Here is a 21,850-nt window from a genome sequence, read left to right as displayed (position 1 = left end):
CATGGAAAGAGATAAAAATTTCATCCTAGGCGTCTATGAAGATGAGGATGTTTTGCTTGATGCAATATCTAAAGTAAGAGGCAACGGCGTCAAAATCCATGAAGTCTATTCCCCGTTTCCAGTTCACGGTATAGATGATGTTTTGGGATACAAAAGAAGTAAGCTTCCTATCGCTGCTTTCTTATTTGGTTTGTTAGGTACAATTCTTGCCCTAACCATGCAATTTTACATGATGAAGATTGACTGGCCGATGATCATTGGCGGTAAAGACCACGCTGCTGTTCCTGACTTTGTGCCCGTTACATTCGAACTGACAGTTTTGTTGGCAGCTTTCGGAATGGTTGGTGTTTTCATGATTGCAAGTAACTTGAAGCCTTGGGGACAACCTAGGATTTTTGACATCCGAATCACAGATGACAAGCACGTAATGGCTATTGATTTGGCCGTGAACTCATCTATGGCAGAAAGTCAGTTGACTGATGTGTTGAAAAACTCAGGTGCATCAGAAGTAAATTTTAAAAGTTTTGAATAGGTAAATAGATATATGAAAATCACACATTCTATATACACGTTTGCATTTCTTGGAGCAGCTTTTGGCTTGTCTTCCTGTGGTGCTTCCGGTGAGGATCCCGGTTATGAATTTGCACCTCAAATGTATAATTCCATCGCATATGAACCACTTTCACAAATCGTGAATGAGGATGAAGGCGCTTGGTTATCCTCAAGAGAAGACGGTAAAGGGGAATTTTTCAACAGTAACATCAATAACCCAAACCGCATGAATATGCGTGAGCCGGTTGCCAATACTGTACCGAGATCAAAAGATGGTTCGCTTCCTTACAGGTTAAAGCAATTTGAGTTGGAAGCTGCGGCAGTGAATGTAAATCCTGTTGCCTTGACGCCGCAGGTTTTGGCGGAAGGTAAAGTGCTTTACACACAATATTGTTCGACATGCCACGGTCAAGGTGGAGAAGGTGACGGAAAAGCCGGAGAAGTAATCGGTGGTGTCGCAAACCTTAAAGGTGGCGCATATATCAATCTACCTGAAGGCCATATTTTCCACGTTGTCATGAAAGGAAAAGGAAGAATGGGAGCGCATGGTTCACAGATTCCTCAGGAAAGAATTTGGAAAATTGTACACTATGTTAAACAAGAAATTCAGAAGCAATAATCATGGGTCACAGTACTACAAATTATAATTTGGATCAAAAATTTGATTTTACAGCAGGTCTGAAAAAATCAATATTTGCTGTTTTGATCATTGGTGCAGTTATTCTGACTGCCGGTATTTTGATGGCAGCTTTGGGTGGAGGTCATGATGAAGCCCACGCCGAAGGAGGTCATGCTTTCCATTGGTATCAAAGACTCTATGCCAACCTTTGGATCAACAATGTCTATTTCACCGGTATTGCGGTTATTGGGGTATTCTTCTTTGCAATTCAGTATGCCGCTCAGGCGGGATGGTCAGCGCCATTGTTAAGGATATTTCTTTCTTTCGGGTATTGGTTGCCATTTGCAGGGATTATCATGATTGTAAGTTATTTCATTGTAGGTCACGATGTTTTCCATTGGACCCACAAAACCCTTTTCGACTTGAATAGTCCTGACTATGATAAGATTATTGACGGCAAAGGAGCATTCTTCTTTTGGCCTCTTGAAAAAGGTACATTTCCTGCTTTCTTTATCATCAGGATGGTTGTGTTCTTCGGAGCTTGGGTTTTGTTCTTCAATAAACTGAAAAATTTATCCTATCAGGAAGATCTTAATCCAGGAAATCAGACTTGGTATAAGATTAGAAAATGGTCTGCCTTATTCCTTGTCTTCTTCGCTGTTTCCTCTTCTGTCTCTGCATGGGATTGGGTATTGTCCATAGACACACACTGGTTTTCAACCATGTTTGGATGGTACGTTTTTGCATCTTGGTTCGTAGCGGGATTATCGGCTATGACTCTGGTGACCCTATTCTTAAAGGAAAGAGGATATCTAGAAATGGTCAATGAAAACCATATCCATGACCTTGGCAAATTTGTTTTTGCATTCTCTATTTTCTGGACATATATCTGGTTTTCACAGTTCCTGTTGATCTATTATGCCAACATACCTGAGGAATCAGTTTATTTTATAGAGAGGATGGAAAGTGATGTGTACAGCCCGTTCATTTTTGTAAATCTAGCGCTAAACTTCTTCCTTCCTTTCCTTGTTCTTATGACTAGAGATTCAAAAAGGCACGGAATATTTCTTAAGCTTATTTGTTCTCTTATTATTATAGGCCATTGGTTTGACTTCTTCTTGATGGTTCAGCCCGGTACACTTGGTCATAATGGCGGCTTTGGTTTGATGGAAGTCGGGATGTTTTTGGTGTTTGGGTCACTCGTTGCATATGTTGTTTTAAACAATCTGTCTAAACGAAATCTTATAGCCAAGAATCATCCAATGTTGGAAGAAAGTTATCATCATCATATTTAATTATCCGAAAGGTTTACAATTATGTACGGATTTCTAATCGCAGTTGGTATTTTATTGCTTATCTCCATTATATGGATGGTATATAGAATACAGACCCTTGTCTCAGTAGTAAAGGGCAGTGATAAAAAAGTTGCTTCAGGAAGCAATAAGGTAAATGCAATGATGTTTGTTCTTTTCCTTGTTGGAACAGGTGGATTGATGTTTTGGTATTCCATAAAGGAATTCGATAATTATAATCTTCCTTTAGCTTCTGAACATGGGGTAGTCACAGACCAATTATTTTGGATTACGATGGCTGTCACAGGTATAATATTCATCATTACCCACATTCTCTTATTTTGGTTTCCTTACAGATACCAATATAAAGAAGATAGGAAAGCTGCCTTTTATCCTGACAATAACAAGCTTGAAGTCATTTGGACTGTTGTTCCTGCAATCGTTTTGGCCTTGTTGGTAATCGGTGGTTGGAAAGCATGGTCTGATATTACCAAGCCTGCACCTGAAAATGCCCATGTAGTTGAATTGATGGGATATCAATTTGCTTGGGAAATAAGATATCCAGGAATGGACAATGTACTTGGTGCCAATGATTATAGGTTAACCAATGCATCTAATGTTTCAGGAGTCGATTTCTCTGACAAAAACGCACATGATGACTTTACTACGCCTATGGTCGTAATTCCAAAAGGAGAACCGGTCTTATTCAAAATTAGAGCAAGAGATGTCCTGCACTCTGTTTTTGCACCTCACATGAGATTAAAAATGGATGCTGTCCCAGGGATGCCAACCAAGTTTTGGTTTGTAGCCACAAAGACTACCGAGGAAATGAGAGCGGAATTAAATGATCCTGAATTCGAATATGAAATTGCATGTACCGAGGTTTGTGGAAAAGGTCACTTTTCTATGAGAAAGGTTATTAATGTCGTAGAGCCGGCAGAATACAGGAAATGGTTGGCTGAACAAAAGCCATATATTGTCAATAACCCTGCTCTTGTTGAGAATTTATCTCCTGAAATGAAAGAATTGGCTGACATTACTATCAGCGAACATAAGTAATTAAATTATCACAAATATGGCAACAGCTCATACAGCTACTCACAGTGCTAGTGCACATGATCACCACGATGACCATGAGCATCACGATAATTTTATAACCAAATATATTTTCACCACTGATCACAAGATGATCGGTAAGCAATTCTTGGTGACGGGTATATTCTGGGCAATTATCGGTGGATTATTATCCATTATCTTCAGGCTACAGTTGGGATTTCCTGATATGGAATTATACTGGCTAAAACCGTTACTTGGAGGCTGGATTGATGATGCTGGAAAATTAGACCCTAACTTCTATCTCGCATTGGTGACTATGCATGGTACCATCATGGTATTCTTTGTATTGACAGCAGGGTTGAGTGGAACATTCTCCAACTTCCTTATTCCACTGCAAATTGGTGCTAGGGATATGGCTTCCGGTTTTATGAACATGCTATCTTATTGGTTCTTCTTTTTATCAGGGGTGATCATGTTTATTTCCTTGTTTATTGAAACCGGTCCTGCATCAGGTGGATGGGTGGTTTATCCGCCCTTATCGGCTCTTGAACAAGCTATGCCTGGATCAGGTTTGGGTATGACTATGTGGTTGATTGCGATGACTTTCTTTATTGCATCTTCCCTGTTAGGAGGTATCAATTACATCACCACGGTAATCAATTTAAGAACCAAGGGAATGTCTTTTTCCAGACTTCCTTTGACTATTTGGGCATTTTTCTTGACAGCTGTTATCGGTTTGCTTTCGTTCCCGGTTTTATTTTCAGCAGCATTGTTGTTGGTTTTTGACAGAAGTTTTGGAACAAGTTTCTATCTCTCTGACATCTACATTGGGGGCGAGGCTTTACCAAATACAGGTGGTAGCCCGGTTCTATACCAGCATTTATTCTGGTTCCTTGGTCACCCTGAAGTTTATATTGTATTGTTGCCTGCTCTTGGAATCACCTCAGAAATTATCTCAGTAAATTCCAGAAAGCCCATTTTCGGATACAAAGCGATGATTATTTCCATGCTTGGAATTACTATCCTTTCATTTATCGTATGGGCTCACCACATGTTTGTGTCAGGGATGAATCCTTTCTTGGGTTCTATCTTCATGTTCCTGACATTGATTATTGCGATCCCATCCGCAGTTAAAGTTTTTAATTATCTCACCACATTATGGAGAGGTAACCTGATCTTTACACCGGGTATGTTGTTCTCTATAGGTTTGGTTTCGTTCTTCATCTCAGGCGGTTTGACAGGGATTTTCCTTGGTAACTCTGCCATTGATATTCAATTGCACGATACATATTTCGTCGTAGCCCACTTTCACTTGGTAATGGGATCTGCGTCATTCTTTGGTCTAATGGCTGGGGTTTATCATTGGTTCCCTAAGATGTTTGGAAGAATGATGGATGCGAGGTTAGGATATATACACTTCTGGTTGACTTTCATTGGGGTTTACATGGTGTTTTTCCCAATGCATTACATTGGTATAGCAGGTTTCCCAAGAAGATATTATAGCTGGACAAACTTTGAGTTCTCCAATATGTACACTGACTTGAACATGTTCGTATCTGTTGCTGCCATCATTACCTTTGGTGCCCAGTTGATCTTCTTGTTCAATTTCTTCTACTCCATGTACAGAGGAAGAATTGCTTCCTTGAATCCCTGGAGAGCAAATACACTTGAGTGGACTACTCCTCTCCATCCAAAGCATGGTAACTGGCCAGGTGAAATACCTACTGTATACAGATGGCCATATGACTATTCCAAGCCTGGTGCAGCAGAGGATTTTATTCCTCAGACTGTTCCACTGTCCGCAACTCCTGAATCCAACCTTCCACACGAAGAGGAATTGGTGAAATTGGAAAAAGCAATTATTGCGGACGAAGAGGATGTTCTTGTAGCTAATGAATCAAAAGAATCTTAATCAAATTTACAGCTTTCGCAGGATCAGTTTGATCACTGTGATTGCTGTTTATTTTCTGATATTAGTCGGTGGGGTTGTCAGAAGTACCGGATCTGGTATGGGATGTCCCGATTGGCCAAAATGCTTTGGGAGCTGGATTCCACCTACGAGTGTGAATCAGCTCCCAAGTAATTATCAGGAAATCTACTCTGCACAGCGAGTAGAAAAGAACAATAAATTTGTCGCCCAACTAGAAAATTTAGGATTTGAAGAAAAGGCTGAACAAATCAAAAACGATAAATCAATTTTGGTGGAGCAGGAATTTAATCCCGTAAAAACGTGGATTGAATATGTTAACAGATTGATTGGCGCTGTAATCGGGATTCTTGTACTCCTTACCGTCTTTAGATCTTTTCCGCTCTGGTCGCTAGACAAATCAATCGTTGTTTTATCGGTGCTAAATTTGTTTTTGGTATTGTTTCAGGCTTGGATAGGTTCAATTGTAGTTTCTACAAATCTACTCCCCTGGATGATTACCTTACACATGATGTTGGCTTTGGTTATCGTTTGTATTCTGCTGTACGTTCATTTCCGTTCCTTTAGATTAATCCAGGATGCGAGACCAACCACCGATAACCCAGGTAGTCTTTTTGGTATTTTGATAGTGGGTTTTCTCTTGATGTTGGTACAAATCGTGTTCGGAACTCAGGTGAGAGAAGAAATGGATGTTGTTGCATTTGAATTCGGTAACCTTTTGCGTGGAGAGTGGATTGAGCATCTAGGGTTGGTATTTTTGATCCACAGGTCATATTCGATACTCTTACTTGCGGTTCATATTCTGTTCTTTTACAAAGTTTACAAATATACACTGCGTCATGTAAGTATATTTAAATGGTCTCAAGCCCTCGTGCTTGTTATATTTCTTGAAATACTTACAGGTGTCGGGATGGCATATTTTGGTGTTCCGGCATTCTTGCAACCCCTACATCTTTTGTTGGGAACATTAATTGTCGGGATTCAATTTGTCATATTATTGCAGCTTAATTCCCAGAGAAAGTTAAATTTAGAAAAAACAGGTTCATGAGAACTATTAATATTTCTGAAAGTTCTTTATCAGATTTCCTAGTTTCAAGAATTGGGGCCTATAAAGATTTAATAAAATTTAGATTATCAGCACTTGTTACATTTTCGGCAGTTTTCGGATTTATTCTTGGAGACTCTGGAGTCATGTTTTCTTGGGGCAAATTTTTTGCCCTTATGGTTGGAGGTTTCCTGATCAGCGGCGCTTCAGGTGCGGCCAACGAGATTTGGGAGAGAGATATTGATAAATTGATGAAAAGAACGGAAAACCGTCCTCTTCCTTTGAATTTGATCTCCTTAAAAGAAGCATATTGGTTCACTTCAATAATTGCATTGATAGGAATAATCATACTTTGGGTTTTTACCAATCCGTTGACAACCCTGCTTGGGGTATTAAGTATGGTGTTATATGTTTTTGTCTATACTCCTCTCAAAAGAGTTGGTCCTATTGCAGTATTTGTCGGTGCTATTCCTGGCGCAATGCCTCCTTTGTTGGGTTGGACAGCTGCTACCGGAGCTATTTCCCATGAAGCGCTCATTATTTTCGGAATCCAATTTATCTGGCAATTCCCTCACTTTTGGGCAATAGCTTGGGTCAGTGATGAGGACTATAAAAGAGCTGGATTCAAGCTTCTGCCTAGCGGCGGTCAAAAAGACCTGAATACAGCTATTCAGATAATGATTTACACCCTGTTTTTGTTGCCTTTAGGTCTATTGCCCACCTATTTTGGTCTTACGGGAATCAATTCAGGGATTGTAGCAACTATTTGTGGGGTGTTGTTTTTGGCACAGACCTTCTCTCTTATGAAAGATTGTTCCCGAAAATCAGCCCTTAAAATTATGTTTGGCTCCTTTCTCTATTTGCCGATAGTGCAGATAGCGTATTTATTAGATAAGGTTTAATCCATGGAAGAGAAATTTGAATATATTGAAAATGCAGAGCAACCTATTGCAATGCATCCTAAGAAATTCGCTCTATGGCTTTTCATAGTCACGGTAGTGATGATTTTTGCTTCCCTTACAAGCGCTTATATCGTGAGGCAATCAGAAGGGAATTGGTTGGAATTTGATCTTCCCTCAATTTTCTGGTACACTTCAGGCATTATCGTGCTGAGTAGCATTTCTTTACATTGGGCATATATCTCTGCCAAAAAGGATGATTTGGCCTCTCTCAGAATAGGAATGATAATTACTTCCATTCTTGCATTGGCTTTTCTGATCGGTCAATGGTATAGTTGGATTGCATTGGTAGACAGGGAAGTCTTTTTTGTAGGAAATCCGGCGGGTTCATTTCTTTATGTTTTCACAGGATTACATGCATTACACTTAATCAGCGGTGTGATATTTCTAATTATTGTATTAATTTCGTCCTTCAGGTATCTGGTACACTCAAAAAACCTGGATACTATGGAAATGTGCGTCACGTATTGGCATTTCCTAGGAGGTCTTTGGTTATACCTGTTTATGTTCTTGTTATTGAATCATTAAAAAGTAAACAATAAAATTTATGTCAACGACTGCAACTGCAATTGGGGTAAGTCCCAAAAGAGGAGTCTGGGGTGGTGGAAATGAGCCCCTCAAAGCCAGTTATGGAAAACTCATGATGTGGTTTTTCCTGCTCTCTGATATTTTTACATTTGCCGCCTTATTGATCACTTACATTTCTCTCCGGGTCAGTTTCCCTTCTTATGGAGGTCCTGAGGATACATTTGTGGGATCTAATGAATACTGGCCGGTTCCTGAACTTGTATTTGATGCCATTCCTTTTATACATGGAGTTCATATTCCGTTGGCCTTTGTCGGTCTAATGACATTTATATTGATCTTAAGCTCGGTTACCATGGTATTGGCCGTAGAAGCAGGCCATAGGAATGACCGAAAAGATGTTGTCAAATGGTTGCTTTGGACCCTTCTCGGAGGAATCACTTTCTTAAGTTGTCAGGCCTGGGAATGGTCTCACTTTATTCACGGAACACCGAATGGCTCTCTTATTACCTATGTTAATAATATGGGCCAAACTGTGAGTGAAATAGTGTTTGGTGCAAATCTCTCTGTCAATGAATACGGCCCTGTAAATTTTGCACAGTTATTTTTCTTCATTACAGGTTTCCATGGTTTCCACGTTACCTTGGGTGTTTTCCTTTTGTTCCTGGCATTTTATCAAGCTGCTGTTGGGGTTTATGAGGAAAGAGGTCACTACGAAATGGTTGAAAAAATCGGATTGTATTGGCACTTTGTAGACCTTGTTTGGGTATTTGTATTTACCTTATTCTATCTGATTTAAATTTTAAATATTCACGATATGGCTTTGCAACAAAATAAATCAGCGCTCGAAGTAATGCCGCGCGATGAAGCAAAAATCAAGAAAATCTGGAAAACCGCAGGGATCCTTTTGTTATTGACCTTAGTGGAATTCGTTTTCGCTTTTACATTGCCAAGAGGATTACTTCTTTATGTTATATTCATTGCTTTGACAATCTGGAAAGCAAAATATATTATGATGGAATTCATGCATTTGGGCGAAGAGGCAAAACCTCTATTCTATTCTATCATTGTGCCGTTGATCTTCCTGGTTTGGTTGGTAATAGCTTTGATTAGAGAAGGATCAGACATTTTCATCATGAGATGGTAATAAATTTATTGAGTTATTAAAAAAAAGAAGGTTGGAGTGGAAACTTCAGCCTCTTTTTTTGTTTAATTAAAAAAAGAGCAATGAAAAGTTTGAGGATTCTTCAGGGATTGGTTTTGGTTTGTATTCTCTTGGTTCCGGTGGTGATATTTTTGTTTTTGAGAACCTTTGGCAATAACCAATATGACATTCCTGTCCTTTTCCAAAATGGAGTGGAAGATCCGCTCAATGATTGCAACATGGTAGAATCAGGTCAGCATTATATTCCGGATTTCACGCTGACGGACCAAGATGGTGTTTTGCGAGGGAAAAGCGAGATGGCTGGAAAAATTACCATCGTTGATTTCTTCTTCACTTCATGCCCAAGTATCTGTCCAATCATGTCCACCGAACTTGAAAGAGTTGATGACGCATTTAGAGATGATGAAGAAATCCAGATTTATTCCATATCCATAGATCCTGAATTCGATACCCCTGAAGTACTTTCTGAATACGCCAAACTTCACATGGCAACTCCAGGAAAATGGTTTTTCTTGACAGGAGATAAATCACTGATTTATAACCTTGCGCGCTGTGGTTTTATTCTCCCTACCATAGACGGTAAAGGTCAGCCCGAAGAGTTTGTCCACAGCGATAAGTTCGCCTTGATCGATGGGGAAGGCCGAATCAGGGGTTATTATAGTGGGACGAATAGGGAGGACGTTGACAAATTAATATTAGAGACAAAAATTTTATTACATGGAACAAAGTAATTTAGTGAGTTCAGAAAAAGGAATTATTAAATGGATTTGGGTAATTGCGGTAATTGTACCCGTTTTGGTGGCGATCCTGTTGTTTATGCCTTCAAAAATTGAGGTTGCAAGTGATTGGGTATATTTTCTTCCCCATCTGAATGCCGTTATCAATTCTGCAGCAACTGTAGCCTTGGTAGCAGGAGCGATATTTATCAAAAATGGCAACATTGCCTATCATAGAGCAGCGATGACTGCAGCTTTTGGATTGGGTGCCATATTTTTGGTGTCATATGTTGTCTATCACGCTACTGCTGAAAGTACAACTTTTGGTGGGGAAGGTTGGATCAGACCCGTATATTATTTCATCCTAATTACCCATATTATACTGGCGGCTGTGGCATTGTTCCCGATTTTGTTGGCCTATTATTACGGATATACTGATCAAAGAGCAAAACATAAAAAAGTTGTTAAATTTGCATTTCCGATTTGGCTATATGTTACCGTGACAGGAGTTATAGTCTATCTGATGATCAGTCCATATTACAATTTCTAAACCAATTGATTTACCCTGGCGTTTGCAAGTATATGAAGTCGATTTATAAATCAATTCTCGTTTTTGTTTTTCTTCTTTCTACCCAAGTGTCGACTTTTGCCCAATGCGCCATGTGCCGGGCAGGGATTGAAAATAATGTGAGCAATGGGGAGACAACCATCGGTGCAGGTCTTAACATGGGGATTCTTTACCTTTTAAGTATGCCATATTTATTGGCTCTGGTATTGGGTTACCTATGGTACAGGAATGCAAAAAAAAGGAAAGGGAAATTCCTTTTTCATGGGGAAAAATTTTAAATAATGGTTGGGATCTAGGTACAGATTTTGCTATTTGCTTAACTTATGGTTATGCGAAATACTCGTAGGTTTTTATTTTTTGTTGCCCTACTAAGTTTGGGGGTCATATTGGTGGCCAACTTTTTTTTAACAGATAGGGATGACGAGGAGAGATTGCTAAAACCCGTCACACAGCATATCCAAAAAATAGAAAGTGAGTTTAATGATGATTTTTTGCAACTATTGTTGAAAAATAGACCTGAGGAGGCGTTTTCATTTACCAACCTTACCATAGATTCCTTTCATTCTTATTATCTCTTCAGTGAATCAGGGAAGTTGATTTATTGGTCAGATTTTTCTTTCATGCCTGATTTTGATTGGATCAATTCAAAAACCAACCAAAGAATCCTCGAAGATAAACGGGGAATTTTTTTTTCCAAGGCCAGAAGATTCTCTCGCAATAACCAGGGATATTGGTTAATCCAGTTGTATCCGCTGTATTTCAAAAGGGACTTTCAAAATCAATACCTTGAATCCGGTTTTAATTCTAAGATTTTCCCTACCGATCCGCAAAGCATTTCGGCTGAACCCGAAGAAGGGCTTTTGGAGGTAAGGGGGGCCAAAGGCGAGTTTTTGTTTTCTGTCTACTTTGACCCGGAACAAACTCCGATAGAACCCTCCAGCCGCTTGGCGTTGATGATTTTCTTTTTCTCGCTTTTCTTTTTGGTCTTGCTGATGACTAGAAACCTTATTTTGGGTTTGTGGACAAAAGGAAAACCAGTAAAGGCCCTGATTTCTGCATCGGCCGTTTTGATCACAATCAGGGCTTTGATGTTGGTTTTTAGGTTTCCAAAAGATTATTTTGATTACAGACTTTTTGATCCCTCGGGATATGCGTCTTCTTGGTTCAATCCAAGTTTGGGGGATCTCTTTCTCAATATCACTTGTCTGGCAGTGCTCCTGACCATGGTTCTCAGGATTATTGCAAGCAAAGAATTCAAAAATTGGCTTAGCAAAAAGAGAATCAAAAAAAACAGCAAGGGTTTCCTCATAATAGCCTATTTTTTCTCCACTTTTTTTCTGGTTTTGTTCTATGCCTTGTACATTGATATTTTGAGCAATTCCCAATGGGACCTCAATATCTTAAGTCTACCTTCTTTGGACTGGTTCAAAATCGTCAGTCTGTCGATTGTGTTTCTTGGCGGGGCTGTTTATTTTATGTTTACGGTATTGGCTTTGGAGTTGGTTTTTTATAAAAGTTCTTTAACCAACACAAAGGCGCTTTCTCTCATCATTTACATTTCAATTCCCATTGTTGCTGTTTTGGCATATTTCAACTGGATTTGGATGGTGGCTTTTTTGGCCCACTTTCTCTTTCTGATAGCTGTCATCAACTTCAATTTATACAAATACATCTTTACAATCGGGTTGAATACATTTTTGACTTTTTTCTTTGGGTGTTTGATTGCTGCCATCATTACCGGAGTAGCGTCCCATCAAGTTTACCTTGACCGGAATTTTAAATCCAAAGCAAGTTTTGGGACGGAAATGCTGGTCGAAAATGATATTCTTGCGGAGTTTTTTCTCTCGGATATCATGGAGAGAATAAGCAATGATTTTTTCATCAAAAATTCGATGATTGATCCCCTGATGAGGAAGGATCCTATCGAACAAAAGATCAGAAAAATCCACATGAACAATTATTTTGATCAGTATGTCCTCAAGGTCAAAGTTTTCAATTATTTCGGGGAGAATATTTTAGACAGGTATAATTCGCAAACCCTTTCTGAAATTGAAATGCAATTTGTGAAAAGTGACTATTCCACTTCTGTCAGGGATCTTTATTTTATCCATAAAGGGACTGAAGGCGATGGCAACCAATACTTCGCTTTTATCCCGATGTACAAAGATGATGCATTGATCGGGACGGTATTTTTAGAGCTCCGGCAGCTGCGGATAGTTCCGGGGTCGGTGTTTCCCAAGTTGCTGATTGATGAAAAATATATGGCAGGTATGAACGATAAAAAGTTTGACTATGCAGTATATGAGGAAGGGAATCTGAAATATGGTGTTGGCCTTTTCAATTACCGGGCAGCCGGCATGGAACAACTTCTCAAACAAAATATTTTATTTACCTCGGGGATTTACAAAGGGAAATTTCACCACGTGGGAGTCAAGGAACATGATAAAGTAATCGTCGTCTCTTCACCGGTCTACCCGATTTACTATATCCTTGCAGATATTTCGCTGTTTTTTTTGGGCTTTATCATGTTTACTCTTTTGATCTTGATCCTTGGTGCTTTTTCCAAAAGGATTGGGTCATTTAGATTCAATTATGCTACCAAACTCCAGCTTTACCTGAATTTTGCTTTTTTCTTCCCTATTCTTATTATCAGTCTTATCATTATTGGCTTGTTTACAAGCTCTTATCAGGAAGAACTCCACAGGCAATACCTGCAAAAAACATCTTTGGTAACTGACAATCTTTCTCCAATAATTGAAAAAAGAAATAGCGGGATACTGGAAAAGGACGAACTTTTGGAGACGATGAATAACCTTTCGGGCAATGCCAATACCGATATCAACCTGTACAGCAAGGAAGGAATCCTGGTGAGTACATCTCAGCCAAACATTTTTGACAAAAAGGTACTGACCAATTATATCAATCCCAATGCCATTGTCGAATTGGTGGAGGGTCAAAACAACCTTGTCTTGTTGGAAGAAAAAATCGGCAACCTTACTTTCAAATCCGTGTATTCTGCCATCAGATCAAAAGACGGGCAAGAAGTCCAAGCCATAGTAGCAGTTCCATTTTTTGAATCCGAGACGGAGTTGGATTTATTGATCGCAGACGTATTGAGTAATATCATCAACATCTTCGTTTTAGTGTTGGTGATGTTTTTGTTCATCTCTTATTTTGTGTCCAAAAACCTTACTTTTCCTTTCAAACTCCTCACCCAAAAATTGAAAGTGACAGGCTTAGAGAATAATGAGCCCATGTATTGGCCGACCAATGACGAGATTGGCTTACTTGTAAACGAATACAACAACATGCTCTTCAAACTCGAAGCGAGTAAAAAGGATCTTGCCAATTCTGAAAAGGAATCTGCCTGGAGAGAAATGGCCAAACAGGTGGCCCACGAAATCAAAAATCCGCTCACCCCAATGAAACTTACCCTGCAGCACCTGCTGAGGTTGCAGTCTGAAGGAAAGCTCGACGATCCCAAAAAACTCAAACAACCATTGGAGACCTTGATCCATCAGGTCGATACCCTGAGTGATATTGCCACTTCTTTTTCAAGTTTTGCCAAAATGCCGAAGCCAAAGAAGGAACTTATGGATTTCAAGAAAGTGGTATTGGGTACTTTGGAGTTGTTCAAAAACAGGGAAAACGAAAAAATAATATTTGGAGACCTAACCGATGAAGGTCACCTTATGGTGATGGGGGATAAGCAGCTGTTTGGAAGGATTATTGCCAATTTGATCATCAATGGATTTCAGGCGACCGAACCCCAAAGGAAATCCATCATCCTCGTTTTTCTCAGGGTAATAGAACACCAAGTGGTTTTGGAAATAAAGGATAACGGCAAAGGAATTCCAAAAGAATTACGCGACAAGATTTTCATGCCAAATTTTAGTACCAAATCCGAAGGCTCAGGGTTGGGCCTCGCGATTGCCAAAAGAGGGGTGGAAACAGAAGGTGGGAAAATCTGGTTTGAAACTGAAGAAGGTAAAGGAACTTCCTTTTTTCTCTCCTTTGATTTGGTCGAAGAAATACCCGTAGTATAAGTACATTCCATTGTTTCATTTCCGTTTTTAGATGGATTTTTTGTTTTTGAATCTTAGAAAATGCTTTTAATCTGAGAGTTATCCATGTTTTTGTTGAAAATATTACCTTAGCAAGGATATATGCATAACAGTATGATTCGGGTAGGGTATTTTGTCTTAATTCTAATTGTGAATTTAGGATTTTGTACCAGCGTTTTTGCCCAAAAATCTGTCTGCAAATGGATACCTGCTGAACACGCGACTAAGCCTTTTTTGCTTGATTCTTTAAGCGTTTTGGAAGAGAGTATCACTGTTAAGGACAATGCAGAGAAACTTTATCCATTCACATATGACCTCAATACCGGAAACCTGAAAATCCAGTTCCAACCTGAAGATAAAGCCGATTCTCTTTTGGTTTGTTACAGGACATTTCCTTACGCTTTGAACCAGACCTCAGCCAAAAGAACGCTCCTCGCTGATTATGATTCGACTGCCATGTTCCGAAACAACCGGGTCCAGGCAGCTCCTACTTTTGATTTTCGGGAGGAATTGTTTCCAAGCACCAACCTCAACAAATCCGGAAACCTTACCCGTGGAATATCTTTTGGCAATACCCAAAATCTCTTTGTCAATTCCTCATTGAACCTTCAGATGACCGGGCAGCTGACCGAAAACCTGAATATCAGGGCAAGTATTACCGATCAGAATGTGCCTTTTCAGCCGGAGGGAAATACGCAACAGGTTCAGGATTTTGACAATATCCTTGTCGAGCTGTACAACGATAAATTCAGCTTGTCAGCGGGCGATGTGGTATTGCAGCAGCGAAAATCAGAGTTTTTGAGGTATTATAAGAACGTGCAGGGAGCCCAATTCACGACCAATTACAGGTTGGGGGACAAGTGGGTCGCGTCTACCCAAGCGGCAGCCTCGGTTGCCAAAGGAAAGTTTGCGTCCATCTTATTGGAAGTCTCTGAAGGAACTCTCGGGCCTTACCGGATTCCCGGTCCTCAGAATGAAAAATTCGTCATCATCATGGCCAATTCAGAGAGGGTATTTTTGGACGGGGTGCAGCTCCAAAGGGGATTCAATTATGATTATGTCATCGATTACAATCAGGGCGAAATCACTTTTACACCAAAAGTACTCATTACCCAATACACTAGAATCAGAATAGACTTCGAATACGCTGAGCGCAATTATTCCCGCTCCATCTTGACGGCAAACCATATTCAGGAATCGGACCGGGTTTCATTTTACATGAATCTCTACAGGGAACAAGACAATAGGAACAGACCGCTTTTTTTCGATTTGTCAGATGAAGACAAATCACTTCTTGCTTCTGTTGGCAATGACCTCGAATCAGCTTCTGTACCGAGGGTGGACAGTGTGGCTTTTGATCCCAATAGGATTTTGTACAAAAAAGTACTTGACACAGATGACCAAGGCAATTCAATAGAATATTTTGAATACTCCAATGATCCTGAGCTTGCATTTTATGCGGTTTCATTTACGGAAGTCAGGCAGGGTGACGGAGACTATATCAGACAAAGCCAATTGTCCAATGGACCTGTTTTTGCTTTTGTACCAAAAGTTGGCGGAATATCACAAGGGAATTTTTCAATATTATCGCAGCTTCCTGCACCCAATAAAAAGCAGATGTTCACCACCGGAACAAGGGTGAAACTGAATGCCTACGAGCAGGTCTACACCGAGGTGGCCTTCTCAAATTCAGATCAAAATCTCTTTTCCGACATCGACAATGAAACCAATCGGGGCTTCGGTGTCAAATCCGGAATAGCTTCAGAAAACAGGATTTTGGAAGGTTTTAAAGGCTATAGGTTCCGGGCATTGGCAGAATACGAATATAACTCAGCCAATTTCAGTTTCATTGACCGGTTGAGGTATATTGAATTTGACCGGGATTGGAGTTTGAAACCTGAAGATGTGCTTGAGTCCGGGCATGAGCGGATTTTCAACACCCAAATTGAGATGAATAAGGATATCAACAATGCCTTCAGCTATCGCTTCAACTTTAGAAACCGGGGTCAGATTCTGAATGGAACCCAGCACCTTGCCAGGTGGGACCAACAGTTAGGAAAGCGCTTTTTTATCAAAAACAATTTTTTCCTGTTGAATTCCAATGTCAGGGATCTCAATTCCGAATGGCTACGGTATACCGGTGATGTCCATTATCGCTCCAAAGTTTTGGTTCCGGGATATAGGATTATGGTGGACAGGAATGCAGTCCTTGACATCGAAAAAGATTCCGTAGTGAGTACAGCGATGAATTTTTTGGAACATCTTGTTTATCTTAAATCCAATGATACGCTGCCTTTCTCTTTCTTTGTCAATGCCTCAATCCGGGAAGATAAATTCCCTGTCGACGGAATCATTACTCCCGACACAGAGGCTTTTCAGACGATGTTTGGGTTGAAAAGAAGATTTGGAGTCCATGACCTGACAGCAACTTTTACTTATCGGGAATTGGAATTCCTCAGGTTAGATCAGGAAAAAGAGACTACGGTCCTTAGTAAACTCGATTACATGGGAACATTGGCAAAAGGAAATGTGAGGAACGAACTGAGTTATGCCATCGGAAATGGACGGGAGTTTAGAAGGGAATTTATATTTCTTCCTGTACCGACAGGGGAGGGCACCCATGCATGGAGGGATGATAACAATGACGGAATCCAACAGTTGAATGAATTCTACATCGCCGTCAATCCTGAGGAAAAGAGTTTCATCAAAGTCTTTGTTCCGACAACCGAGTTTGTGCAGGCCTATACGACGATTTTCAACTACCGCCTCAATGCTAAGTTTCCGGACACCTGGAGAACTTCAGGCGGATTGCTCCAATTCCTGCAAAAATTTTCAAATACCACCAGCTTAAGCATAGAAAAGAAAATCACTTCCAATGAGTTTTGGGATCGGGTCAACCCTTTTGTGGGAGGTTTTGCGCCGGAGGATTTGATTTCTGTCAGGCAGGTCATCCGTTCCTCTTTTTTCTTCAACCGATCCTCGGCCAAGTATGGGTTTGATTTGTCCCTTTTTGACAACCAAAACAAACAATTGCTTTCAGGGGGATTTGATGACCTGATCCAAAAAGACTGGAGACTGAATACACGCTATAATTTCAGTCCGGTTTTGAACCTCAGGATATTGGCACAAACCGGGAAAAGGATTGCCAATTCGGATTTTCTCAGCAACAGAAACTATTTCATCGACCAATATGGAATCGGTCCCGAACTTGCATGGCAGCCTAGCAGCCTTTTCCGTTCTACCATTATTTACCAATATCAGGACAAGCATAACCTTGCCAATCAGGAAATCAATGAAAGATCCAACATCCACCAGGTGGGGCTGGATTTCCGGTTTGCCAAGGCGATCAAAACCACGATCAATGCCAATTTCAAGTACACCTTTATCGAATACAACGGTCAGCCAAATTCACCCGCAGGATACGAAATGCTTCAAGCCCTGACCCCCGGCAACAACCTGACTTGGACATTCAATTGGCTTCAAAAAATAGGAGAGGGACTTCAGATGAATGTGGTCTACGAAGGCAGAAATTCTCAGGGATTGGACCGGTTGGTCCATATAGGCAGGATGCAAGTGACGGCTTTGTTTTAAAAGCTAAAATTTTTCTTTCTTTACATTCACGATAACTGCCTCACAAAACTTTCATGGTCCCAATCTATTTGAATATCCATGATTTTATCTTCTTCCGTAAACTTGAAGATAAAAATATGTTCTGACCTAAAGGGTTTTCCTTTTGCAGGTAATCCCGCAAAATCTTTCTCCTGAGTGCCGAAAATTTCAACTTTACAGAAGACAGCATTTTGGGATTCTTCATATTCCTGTTCGATTACAGTATTGTCCAGATCTGGAAATGAGTCCAACAAAGCCGCCCAAACTCCTTTACCAATTTCATGGATTTTGCCTATGAAATCGTTTCCCAATGGAACAAATGATACAGTGCCTTCAGGATCGCATAGACCCATCATTCGTTCTAATTCTATATCCTGATAAGCCGAAAAAAATTCAAGACTGATTCCTTTTTTGAACGAGATGTCTTGGTTTTCTTTAATTGATTTTGACAGTGTTTTCATAACATGTATAATTGTGGTTGAGGTTTTTGTGTTTTTTTAGGTTTATTGCTGAATTAACCTTCCAACAACCATCCGACATAGACAATTTTCCATTGGCCGTTGTGCTTTTCCAAAATCCTTGTTTCCCTACTCAATCCAGGCATATCCATGGTAGGGTCTCCCGTATCCTCACCATATTGGTCGAAGGTCATCCATGCCACATCTTTATATATCCTCAGGTTGATGTTTTCCCTTTTGACTTTTGTAGCTGTGGCATTGGCCTCTGGGCTGTCATCCATATGACTTTTGGTACGCCGCCCTCTTTCCTCCCATCCTTCCACCACGGTTACGCCTCCTGCTTCCCACCAACCCAGAGTCCTGATATAATCTTCATGTGCCCAATAGGATGAGAATTCTTCAAAATCCTTGTTCCAAAAGGCTTTTGATTCATTTTCAATCACCTGCAGAATGGCGTATTTTTCTTTTTCGTAGTTAATTTCTTCTTCGAATTTGGAATGGTCAGGTTTTGCTTGGTTGGGTTCACAGCCCGTAATTGATCCATAAATCAGGATTCCCAAAATCAGGATTCCGTAATTACTTTTGATTTTTGATGTTACTGTTTTCATTTTGACAAGTAGTTGATGAAGATAAAATGATTTTTGAGATTCAGGATTTAGGAATTATTTTTCCATTTTCTGAATATTTATGATCAAAATTAGCTAACCAAGAGGCGTTCTACTTGTAAAAATGCGTACGGATTTATTTGTCTATAAATCTGATGAGTTCCCGGTGTTTTTGATGATAGTCCGAGGGATTCATTTGATTAAAGGCTTTGTAGTCTTTGGCAAGATGGGACTGATCATGAAAACCACTCTCAAACACCAGATCCTGCCAGTCTATTTCATTGGTGTGTGCCACTTTATTGGAGAGATTTCCAAACCTTTTGATCCGCGAATATAGTTTTGGGGAAATCCCCACCTTTTCAAGAAATCGTTTTTCAAGATACCTTCTGCTGATTTTAAACTTTACCAACACTTCTTCAATAGTCACCATCCCATTATTTTGGTCGATAAATGAAATGGTGTCGTCAATGATGCTTTGCCTTGACCGGGCCGCTTCCAGATGACTGAGTAAAAAATCTTGGATCAATTTGATTCTTTCCTCAGCCGTAGAAGCATTCTTTACGGAGTCAAAAATTCCATTGGTGTTTTCACCCAGAGCATCCAACAAGTCCAATCGTTTGTTGACCAATGATACCATGTTTAATCCAAAAAAATTATATAGGGAGGAAGCCTTCAGTACTACCCCTATAATACCGATTTTTCCATTGACTTCAAGATGATAATTGGCTGTAAATTGACCTGATACAAAGGCAATAGGGACTTTTTCCTTTTGGGTCTCATTTTGATATGCCCAATAAGGATCGGAGTAATTGAAGACCAATGCATTGAAACCTGAGGGAGGACTTTGCACTACGAGTGGTTCACTGGAATCCCTTTCCCAGATAAAAAGACAATCCAAGTATGGCATCAAATCCAAGGCCGGGGGATATTTTTTGTAAATCATCGCTAACCTATTCAAGCCTTACCTCAAAGGATAAAATTGAGGTATGTAATTGATTTTGAGCATTTAATATAGTTAAAATTTTCAAAAAAAGTTTTAATCCTTACTTATTTATCAGTAAGGGATTCCAATGCGACTTTTCTAAATTCCACTTCAGCCCCTTCAGCTTGTAGCGCTATTTTTCCTTTGGTGGCTGTAGCTTCATAGCCTTTGTTGACCAGGTCGCCATTGAGCCAAACTGTAATGGTATCGGCACGGCATTCGATGACCATTTGGTTCCACTCTCCTAATGGTTTTTCAGAACCATCAGTCAGATTGAGGATGCGTCTTCCTTTCCCTTCTGTAATGCCCCAATTCTCCTTTGGGCCACGGCGGGCTTCCATGTCCGGAACTTGGATGTCTTCCACAATACACCAAAAATCCCCTGCATTTTCATGCATCATCTGCACTTCTATGGATTTGGGAAACATCTTGTAGAGATTTCTTGATCCCGAGGCATGTACCAAAACCCCGCAGTTACCAGGCTCGCCTGCAAATCTGTATTCAACTTCCAACCTGTAATTTTCATATTCCTTGTCGGTAAGCAAATGCCCATTGGGCGTTCCCAGGCTCACGAGCAGGCCGTCTCTGACCAAGAAGGGTTTTCTGATGCTGCTGTCATTTTCCAAGTCAGGGACATCCATATACCAACCGTCGAGGGATTTTCCATCAAACAATGGAATTGACTGAGAATAAAGACTGAAGGTGAGGAACAGAAATGGGATTATCAGGAGATGTTTCATGGCTTTAATTTTGAGAAAATTAGTGTTGGAGAAATCAATCCAAGTTTACTCTTTTTTGGTCAAAAATTAAGTCTGACCAGAACATGAAGTAATTGTATTTCAATCAAATAAAAAAGAACACGCACTTTTAACTCCAATTTTTATTCCAAGGGAAACCATTTTAAAAATCTCTTTTTATTCAAAAACATGACATTAATCATGTTTGTACCTACTTTATATCACCCTACAAAATTCTGCATTCACATAGATTTGTATCTAATGATTCTAGCATTATGGTTACGAAAGTTGACAGCCCGGTAAATTTTGCGGTTCCTGAGGAAATGATCAAGTCACATTATTGTGACAGATTACCTTCCGGATTCCCGGTAAACCTCACCAAAGGGGGTAAGGCTTTAATGTGTAATCCTGAGGAGGGTCCGACTCTATATACTGCCCATTTGCCGGAGGTACTTGATTGGCTACATGGGTTAGAAAAACCCAAAGCATTAGAGAATGAACCCTGCGGAATCCCTGTGCTTCTTTATGACAAGGAAATGTCCACTGAAAATTTACTTTTTCATTATGACGGGACTCCCGCATCGGCCAGATTGATAAGAAACTTCATTGAACTTTTTCAGGATAACATTAAAAGCAGCAAAGCAACCATTATATCACCCAGCTTTATACCCAAGTCCAAAATGAAAGAAGAACAGGAGATCGTGCAGCTCGTAACAGGTTCCACGGCTGAGACTTCTTTTATCAAATTTAATTTCAACAGAATCGGCGACTTTTGGTCATATGCCGTCAAACATCAATGCACGCTGTTGGTGACTACTAAAAATTACCAGTCAGACCTTGCCAAAGTCCTTTTCCATTTCTACAAGGGTGGCATGTGGTACGATCGCTTGTCTTTTTATTTATCCTTTTAAATCATTGAATTAGATGATTTTTATCATGTTTTTAAGGGTTTTATCTAGCTAAATTGTACC

At 40.0% G+C, this 21,850-nt stretch carries 20 protein-coding genes; 16 read left to right on the top strand and 4 right to left on the bottom strand.

The genetic code is table 11. The features are described 5' to 3' along the window. The first annotated feature begins 1 nt into the window (after position 1). The 15 genes from MMU05_RS13470 (at position 2) to MMU05_RS13400 (ending at position 18,079) form a co-directional block, all read left to right on the top strand. Complete coding sequence (locus MMU05_RS13470) at positions 2 to 532, top strand: DUF3341 domain-containing protein (RefSeq protein WP_241142197.1); 531 nt, start codon at positions 2 to 4, stop codon at positions 530 to 532. A 12-nt stretch (positions 533 to 544) separates the two neighbouring features. Beyond that, entirely contained in the window at positions 545 to 1,171 is a 627-nt protein-coding gene (locus MMU05_RS13465; protein WP_241142196.1) for a c-type cytochrome, read from the top strand. A 2-nt stretch (positions 1,172 to 1,173) separates the two neighbouring features. Continuing rightward, positions 1,174 to 2,466: a quinol:cytochrome C oxidoreductase gene (locus MMU05_RS13460; RefSeq protein ID WP_241142195.1), complete on the top strand. Its 1,293-nt coding sequence runs from the start codon at positions 1,174 to 1,176 to the stop codon at positions 2,464 to 2,466. Between the two features lie 21 nt (positions 2,467 to 2,487). Beyond that, complete coding sequence (locus MMU05_RS13455; RefSeq protein ID WP_241142194.1) at positions 2,488 to 3,522, top strand: cytochrome c oxidase subunit II; 1,035 nt, start codon at positions 2,488 to 2,490, stop codon at positions 3,520 to 3,522. A gap of 16 nt (positions 3,523 to 3,538) precedes the next feature. Then, positions 3,539 to 5,431 (top strand): cytochrome c oxidase subunit I, encoded by a 1,893-nt coding sequence (locus MMU05_RS13450; protein ID WP_241142193.1) that lies wholly within the window; start codon positions 3,539 to 3,541, stop codon positions 5,429 to 5,431. Next, on the top strand, positions 5,412 to 6,494 hold the full coding sequence (locus MMU05_RS13445) for a COX15/CtaA family protein (protein WP_241142192.1): 1,083 nt from the start codon (positions 5,412 to 5,414) through the stop codon (positions 6,492 to 6,494). Before MMU05_RS13450 ends, MMU05_RS13445 begins: the two co-directional genes overlap by 20 nt. Then, complete coding sequence (gene cyoE / locus MMU05_RS13440) at positions 6,491 to 7,393, top strand: heme o synthase (RefSeq protein WP_241142191.1); 903 nt, start codon at positions 6,491 to 6,493, stop codon at positions 7,391 to 7,393. The genes MMU05_RS13445 and cyoE overlap by 4 nt, the downstream gene beginning before the upstream one ends. Positions 7,394 to 7,396: 3 nt before the next feature. Beyond that, a complete protein-coding gene (locus MMU05_RS13435) occupies positions 7,397 to 7,978 on the top strand; it encodes a cytochrome c oxidase subunit 3 (RefSeq protein WP_241142190.1) in 582 nt (193 codons plus the stop codon). A 19-nt stretch (positions 7,979 to 7,997) separates the two neighbouring features. Next, a complete protein-coding gene (locus MMU05_RS13430) occupies positions 7,998 to 8,774 on the top strand; it encodes a cytochrome c oxidase subunit 3 (RefSeq protein ID WP_241142189.1) in 777 nt (258 codons plus the stop codon). 18 nt (positions 8,775 to 8,792) lie between these two features. After that, positions 8,793 to 9,122 carry a cytochrome C oxidase subunit IV family protein gene (locus MMU05_RS13425; protein ID WP_241142188.1) on the top strand — a complete coding sequence of 110 codons (330 nt, stop codon included), beginning with the start codon at positions 8,793 to 8,795 and terminating at the stop codon, positions 9,120 to 9,122. Between the two features lie 80 nt (positions 9,123 to 9,202). Further along, on the top strand, positions 9,203 to 9,871 hold the full coding sequence (locus MMU05_RS13420) for an SCO family protein (protein WP_241142187.1): 669 nt from the start codon (positions 9,203 to 9,205) through the stop codon (positions 9,869 to 9,871). Then, the gene (locus MMU05_RS13415) at positions 9,858 to 10,406 is read left to right on the top strand and encodes a DUF420 domain-containing protein (RefSeq protein ID WP_241142186.1); all 549 of its coding nucleotides are present in this window, start codon (positions 9,858 to 9,860) and stop codon (positions 10,404 to 10,406) included. Before MMU05_RS13420 ends, MMU05_RS13415 begins: the two co-directional genes overlap by 14 nt. Before the next feature lie 32 nt (positions 10,407 to 10,438). Continuing rightward, complete coding sequence (locus MMU05_RS13410) at positions 10,439 to 10,702, top strand: hypothetical protein (RefSeq protein WP_241142185.1); 264 nt, start codon at positions 10,439 to 10,441, stop codon at positions 10,700 to 10,702. A 51-nt stretch (positions 10,703 to 10,753) separates the two neighbouring features. Further along, positions 10,754 to 14,470: an ATP-binding protein gene (locus tag MMU05_RS13405; RefSeq protein ID WP_241142184.1), complete on the top strand. Its 3,717-nt coding sequence runs from the start codon at positions 10,754 to 10,756 to the stop codon at positions 14,468 to 14,470. A gap of 132 nt (positions 14,471 to 14,602) precedes the next feature. Continuing rightward, complete coding sequence (locus MMU05_RS13400; protein ID WP_241142207.1) at positions 14,603 to 18,079, top strand: hypothetical protein; 3,477 nt, start codon at positions 14,603 to 14,605, stop codon at positions 18,077 to 18,079. Between the two features lie 26 nt (positions 18,080 to 18,105). On the opposite strand, the gene MMU05_RS13395 is transcribed toward MMU05_RS13400, so the two are convergent. From MMU05_RS13395 to MMU05_RS13380, 4 genes are all read right to left on the bottom strand, one after another. Further along, positions 18,106 to 18,558, bottom strand: a complete 453-nt coding sequence (locus tag MMU05_RS13395; RefSeq protein WP_241142183.1) for an ester cyclase — start codon at positions 18,556 to 18,558, stop codon at positions 18,106 to 18,108. Positions 18,559 to 18,611: 53 nt separating this feature from the next. After that, a complete protein-coding gene (locus MMU05_RS13390) occupies positions 18,612 to 19,163 on the bottom strand; it encodes a nuclear transport factor 2 family protein (RefSeq protein WP_241142182.1) in 552 nt (183 codons plus the stop codon). A gap of 133 nt (positions 19,164 to 19,296) precedes the next feature. Further along, complete coding sequence (locus tag MMU05_RS13385) at positions 19,297 to 20,103, bottom strand: helix-turn-helix domain-containing protein (protein WP_241142181.1); 807 nt, start codon at positions 20,101 to 20,103, stop codon at positions 19,297 to 19,299. Between the two features lie 104 nt (positions 20,104 to 20,207). Beyond that, positions 20,208 to 20,882, bottom strand: coding sequence for a 3-keto-disaccharide hydrolase (locus tag MMU05_RS13380; protein ID WP_241142180.1), 675 nt, complete (start codon positions 20,880 to 20,882; stop codon positions 20,208 to 20,210). Between the two features lie 272 nt (positions 20,883 to 21,154). On the opposite strand from MMU05_RS13380, the gene MMU05_RS13375 reads away from it, so the two are divergent. Next, positions 21,155 to 21,790 carry a hypothetical protein gene (locus MMU05_RS13375; protein WP_241142179.1) on the top strand — a complete coding sequence of 212 codons (636 nt, stop codon included), beginning with the start codon at positions 21,155 to 21,157 and terminating at the stop codon, positions 21,788 to 21,790. Positions 21,791 to 21,850: the final 60 nt, after the last annotated feature.

The organism is Cognataquiflexum rubidum, assembly GCF_022538115.1.
Lineage (GTDB): Bacteria > Bacteroidota > Bacteroidia > Cytophagales > Cyclobacteriaceae > Cognataquiflexum > Cognataquiflexum rubidum.
The sequence above is the reverse complement of the archived record's forward strand: the minus strand, read 5'-3'. Positions and strand labels throughout refer to the sequence as shown.

Excerpts from the sequence above, each read along its gene's own strand:
- MMU05_RS13450 (WP_241142193.1), top strand. The coding sequence starts at position 3,539 with ATGGCAACAGCTCATACAGCTACTCACAGTGCTAGTGCACATGATCAC.
- MMU05_RS13460 (WP_241142195.1), top strand. The coding sequence starts at position 1,174 with ATGGGTCACAGTACTACAAATTATAATTTGGATCAAAAATTTGATTTT.
- MMU05_RS13455 (WP_241142194.1), top strand. The coding sequence starts at position 2,488 with ATGTACGGATTTCTAATCGCAGTTGGTATTTTATTGCTTATCTCCATT.
- MMU05_RS13425 (WP_241142188.1), top strand. The coding sequence starts at position 8,793 with ATGGCTTTGCAACAAAATAAATCAGCGCTCGAAGTAATGCCGCGCGAT.
- MMU05_RS13420 (WP_241142187.1), top strand. The coding sequence starts at position 9,203 with ATGAAAAGTTTGAGGATTCTTCAGGGATTGGTTTTGGTTTGTATTCTC.
- MMU05_RS13465 (WP_241142196.1), top strand. The coding sequence starts at position 545 with ATGAAAATCACACATTCTATATACACGTTTGCATTTCTTGGAGCAGCT.
- MMU05_RS13410 (WP_241142185.1), top strand. The coding sequence starts at position 10,439 with ATGAAGTCGATTTATAAATCAATTCTCGTTTTTGTTTTTCTTCTTTCT.
- cyoE (WP_241142191.1), top strand. The coding sequence starts at position 6,491 with ATGAGAACTATTAATATTTCTGAAAGTTCTTTATCAGATTTCCTAGTT.
- MMU05_RS13430 (WP_241142189.1), top strand. The coding sequence starts at position 7,998 with ATGTCAACGACTGCAACTGCAATTGGGGTAAGTCCCAAAAGAGGAGTC.
- MMU05_RS13385 (WP_241142181.1), bottom strand. The coding sequence starts at position 20,103 with ATGATTTACAAAAAATATCCCCCGGCCTTGGATTTGATGCCATACTTG.
- MMU05_RS13395 (WP_241142183.1), bottom strand. The coding sequence starts at position 18,558 with ATGAAAACACTGTCAAAATCAATTAAAGAAAACCAAGACATCTCGTTC.
- MMU05_RS13400 (WP_241142207.1), top strand. The coding sequence starts at position 14,603 with ATGATTCGGGTAGGGTATTTTGTCTTAATTCTAATTGTGAATTTAGGA.
- MMU05_RS13375 (WP_241142179.1), top strand. The coding sequence starts at position 21,155 with ATGGTTACGAAAGTTGACAGCCCGGTAAATTTTGCGGTTCCTGAGGAA.
- MMU05_RS13405 (WP_241142184.1), top strand. The coding sequence starts at position 10,754 with ATGCGAAATACTCGTAGGTTTTTATTTTTTGTTGCCCTACTAAGTTTG.
- MMU05_RS13390 (WP_241142182.1), bottom strand. The coding sequence starts at position 19,163 with ATGAAAACAGTAACATCAAAAATCAAAAGTAATTACGGAATCCTGATT.
- MMU05_RS13380 (WP_241142180.1), bottom strand. The coding sequence starts at position 20,882 with ATGAAACATCTCCTGATAATCCCATTTCTGTTCCTCACCTTCAGTCTT.
- MMU05_RS13470 (WP_241142197.1), top strand. The coding sequence starts at position 2 with ATGGAAAGAGATAAAAATTTCATCCTAGGCGTCTATGAAGATGAGGAT.
- MMU05_RS13435 (WP_241142190.1), top strand. The coding sequence starts at position 7,397 with ATGGAAGAGAAATTTGAATATATTGAAAATGCAGAGCAACCTATTGCA.
- MMU05_RS13445 (WP_241142192.1), top strand. The coding sequence starts at position 5,412 with ATGAATCAAAAGAATCTTAATCAAATTTACAGCTTTCGCAGGATCAGT.
- MMU05_RS13415 (WP_241142186.1), top strand. The coding sequence starts at position 9,858 with ATGGAACAAAGTAATTTAGTGAGTTCAGAAAAAGGAATTATTAAATGG.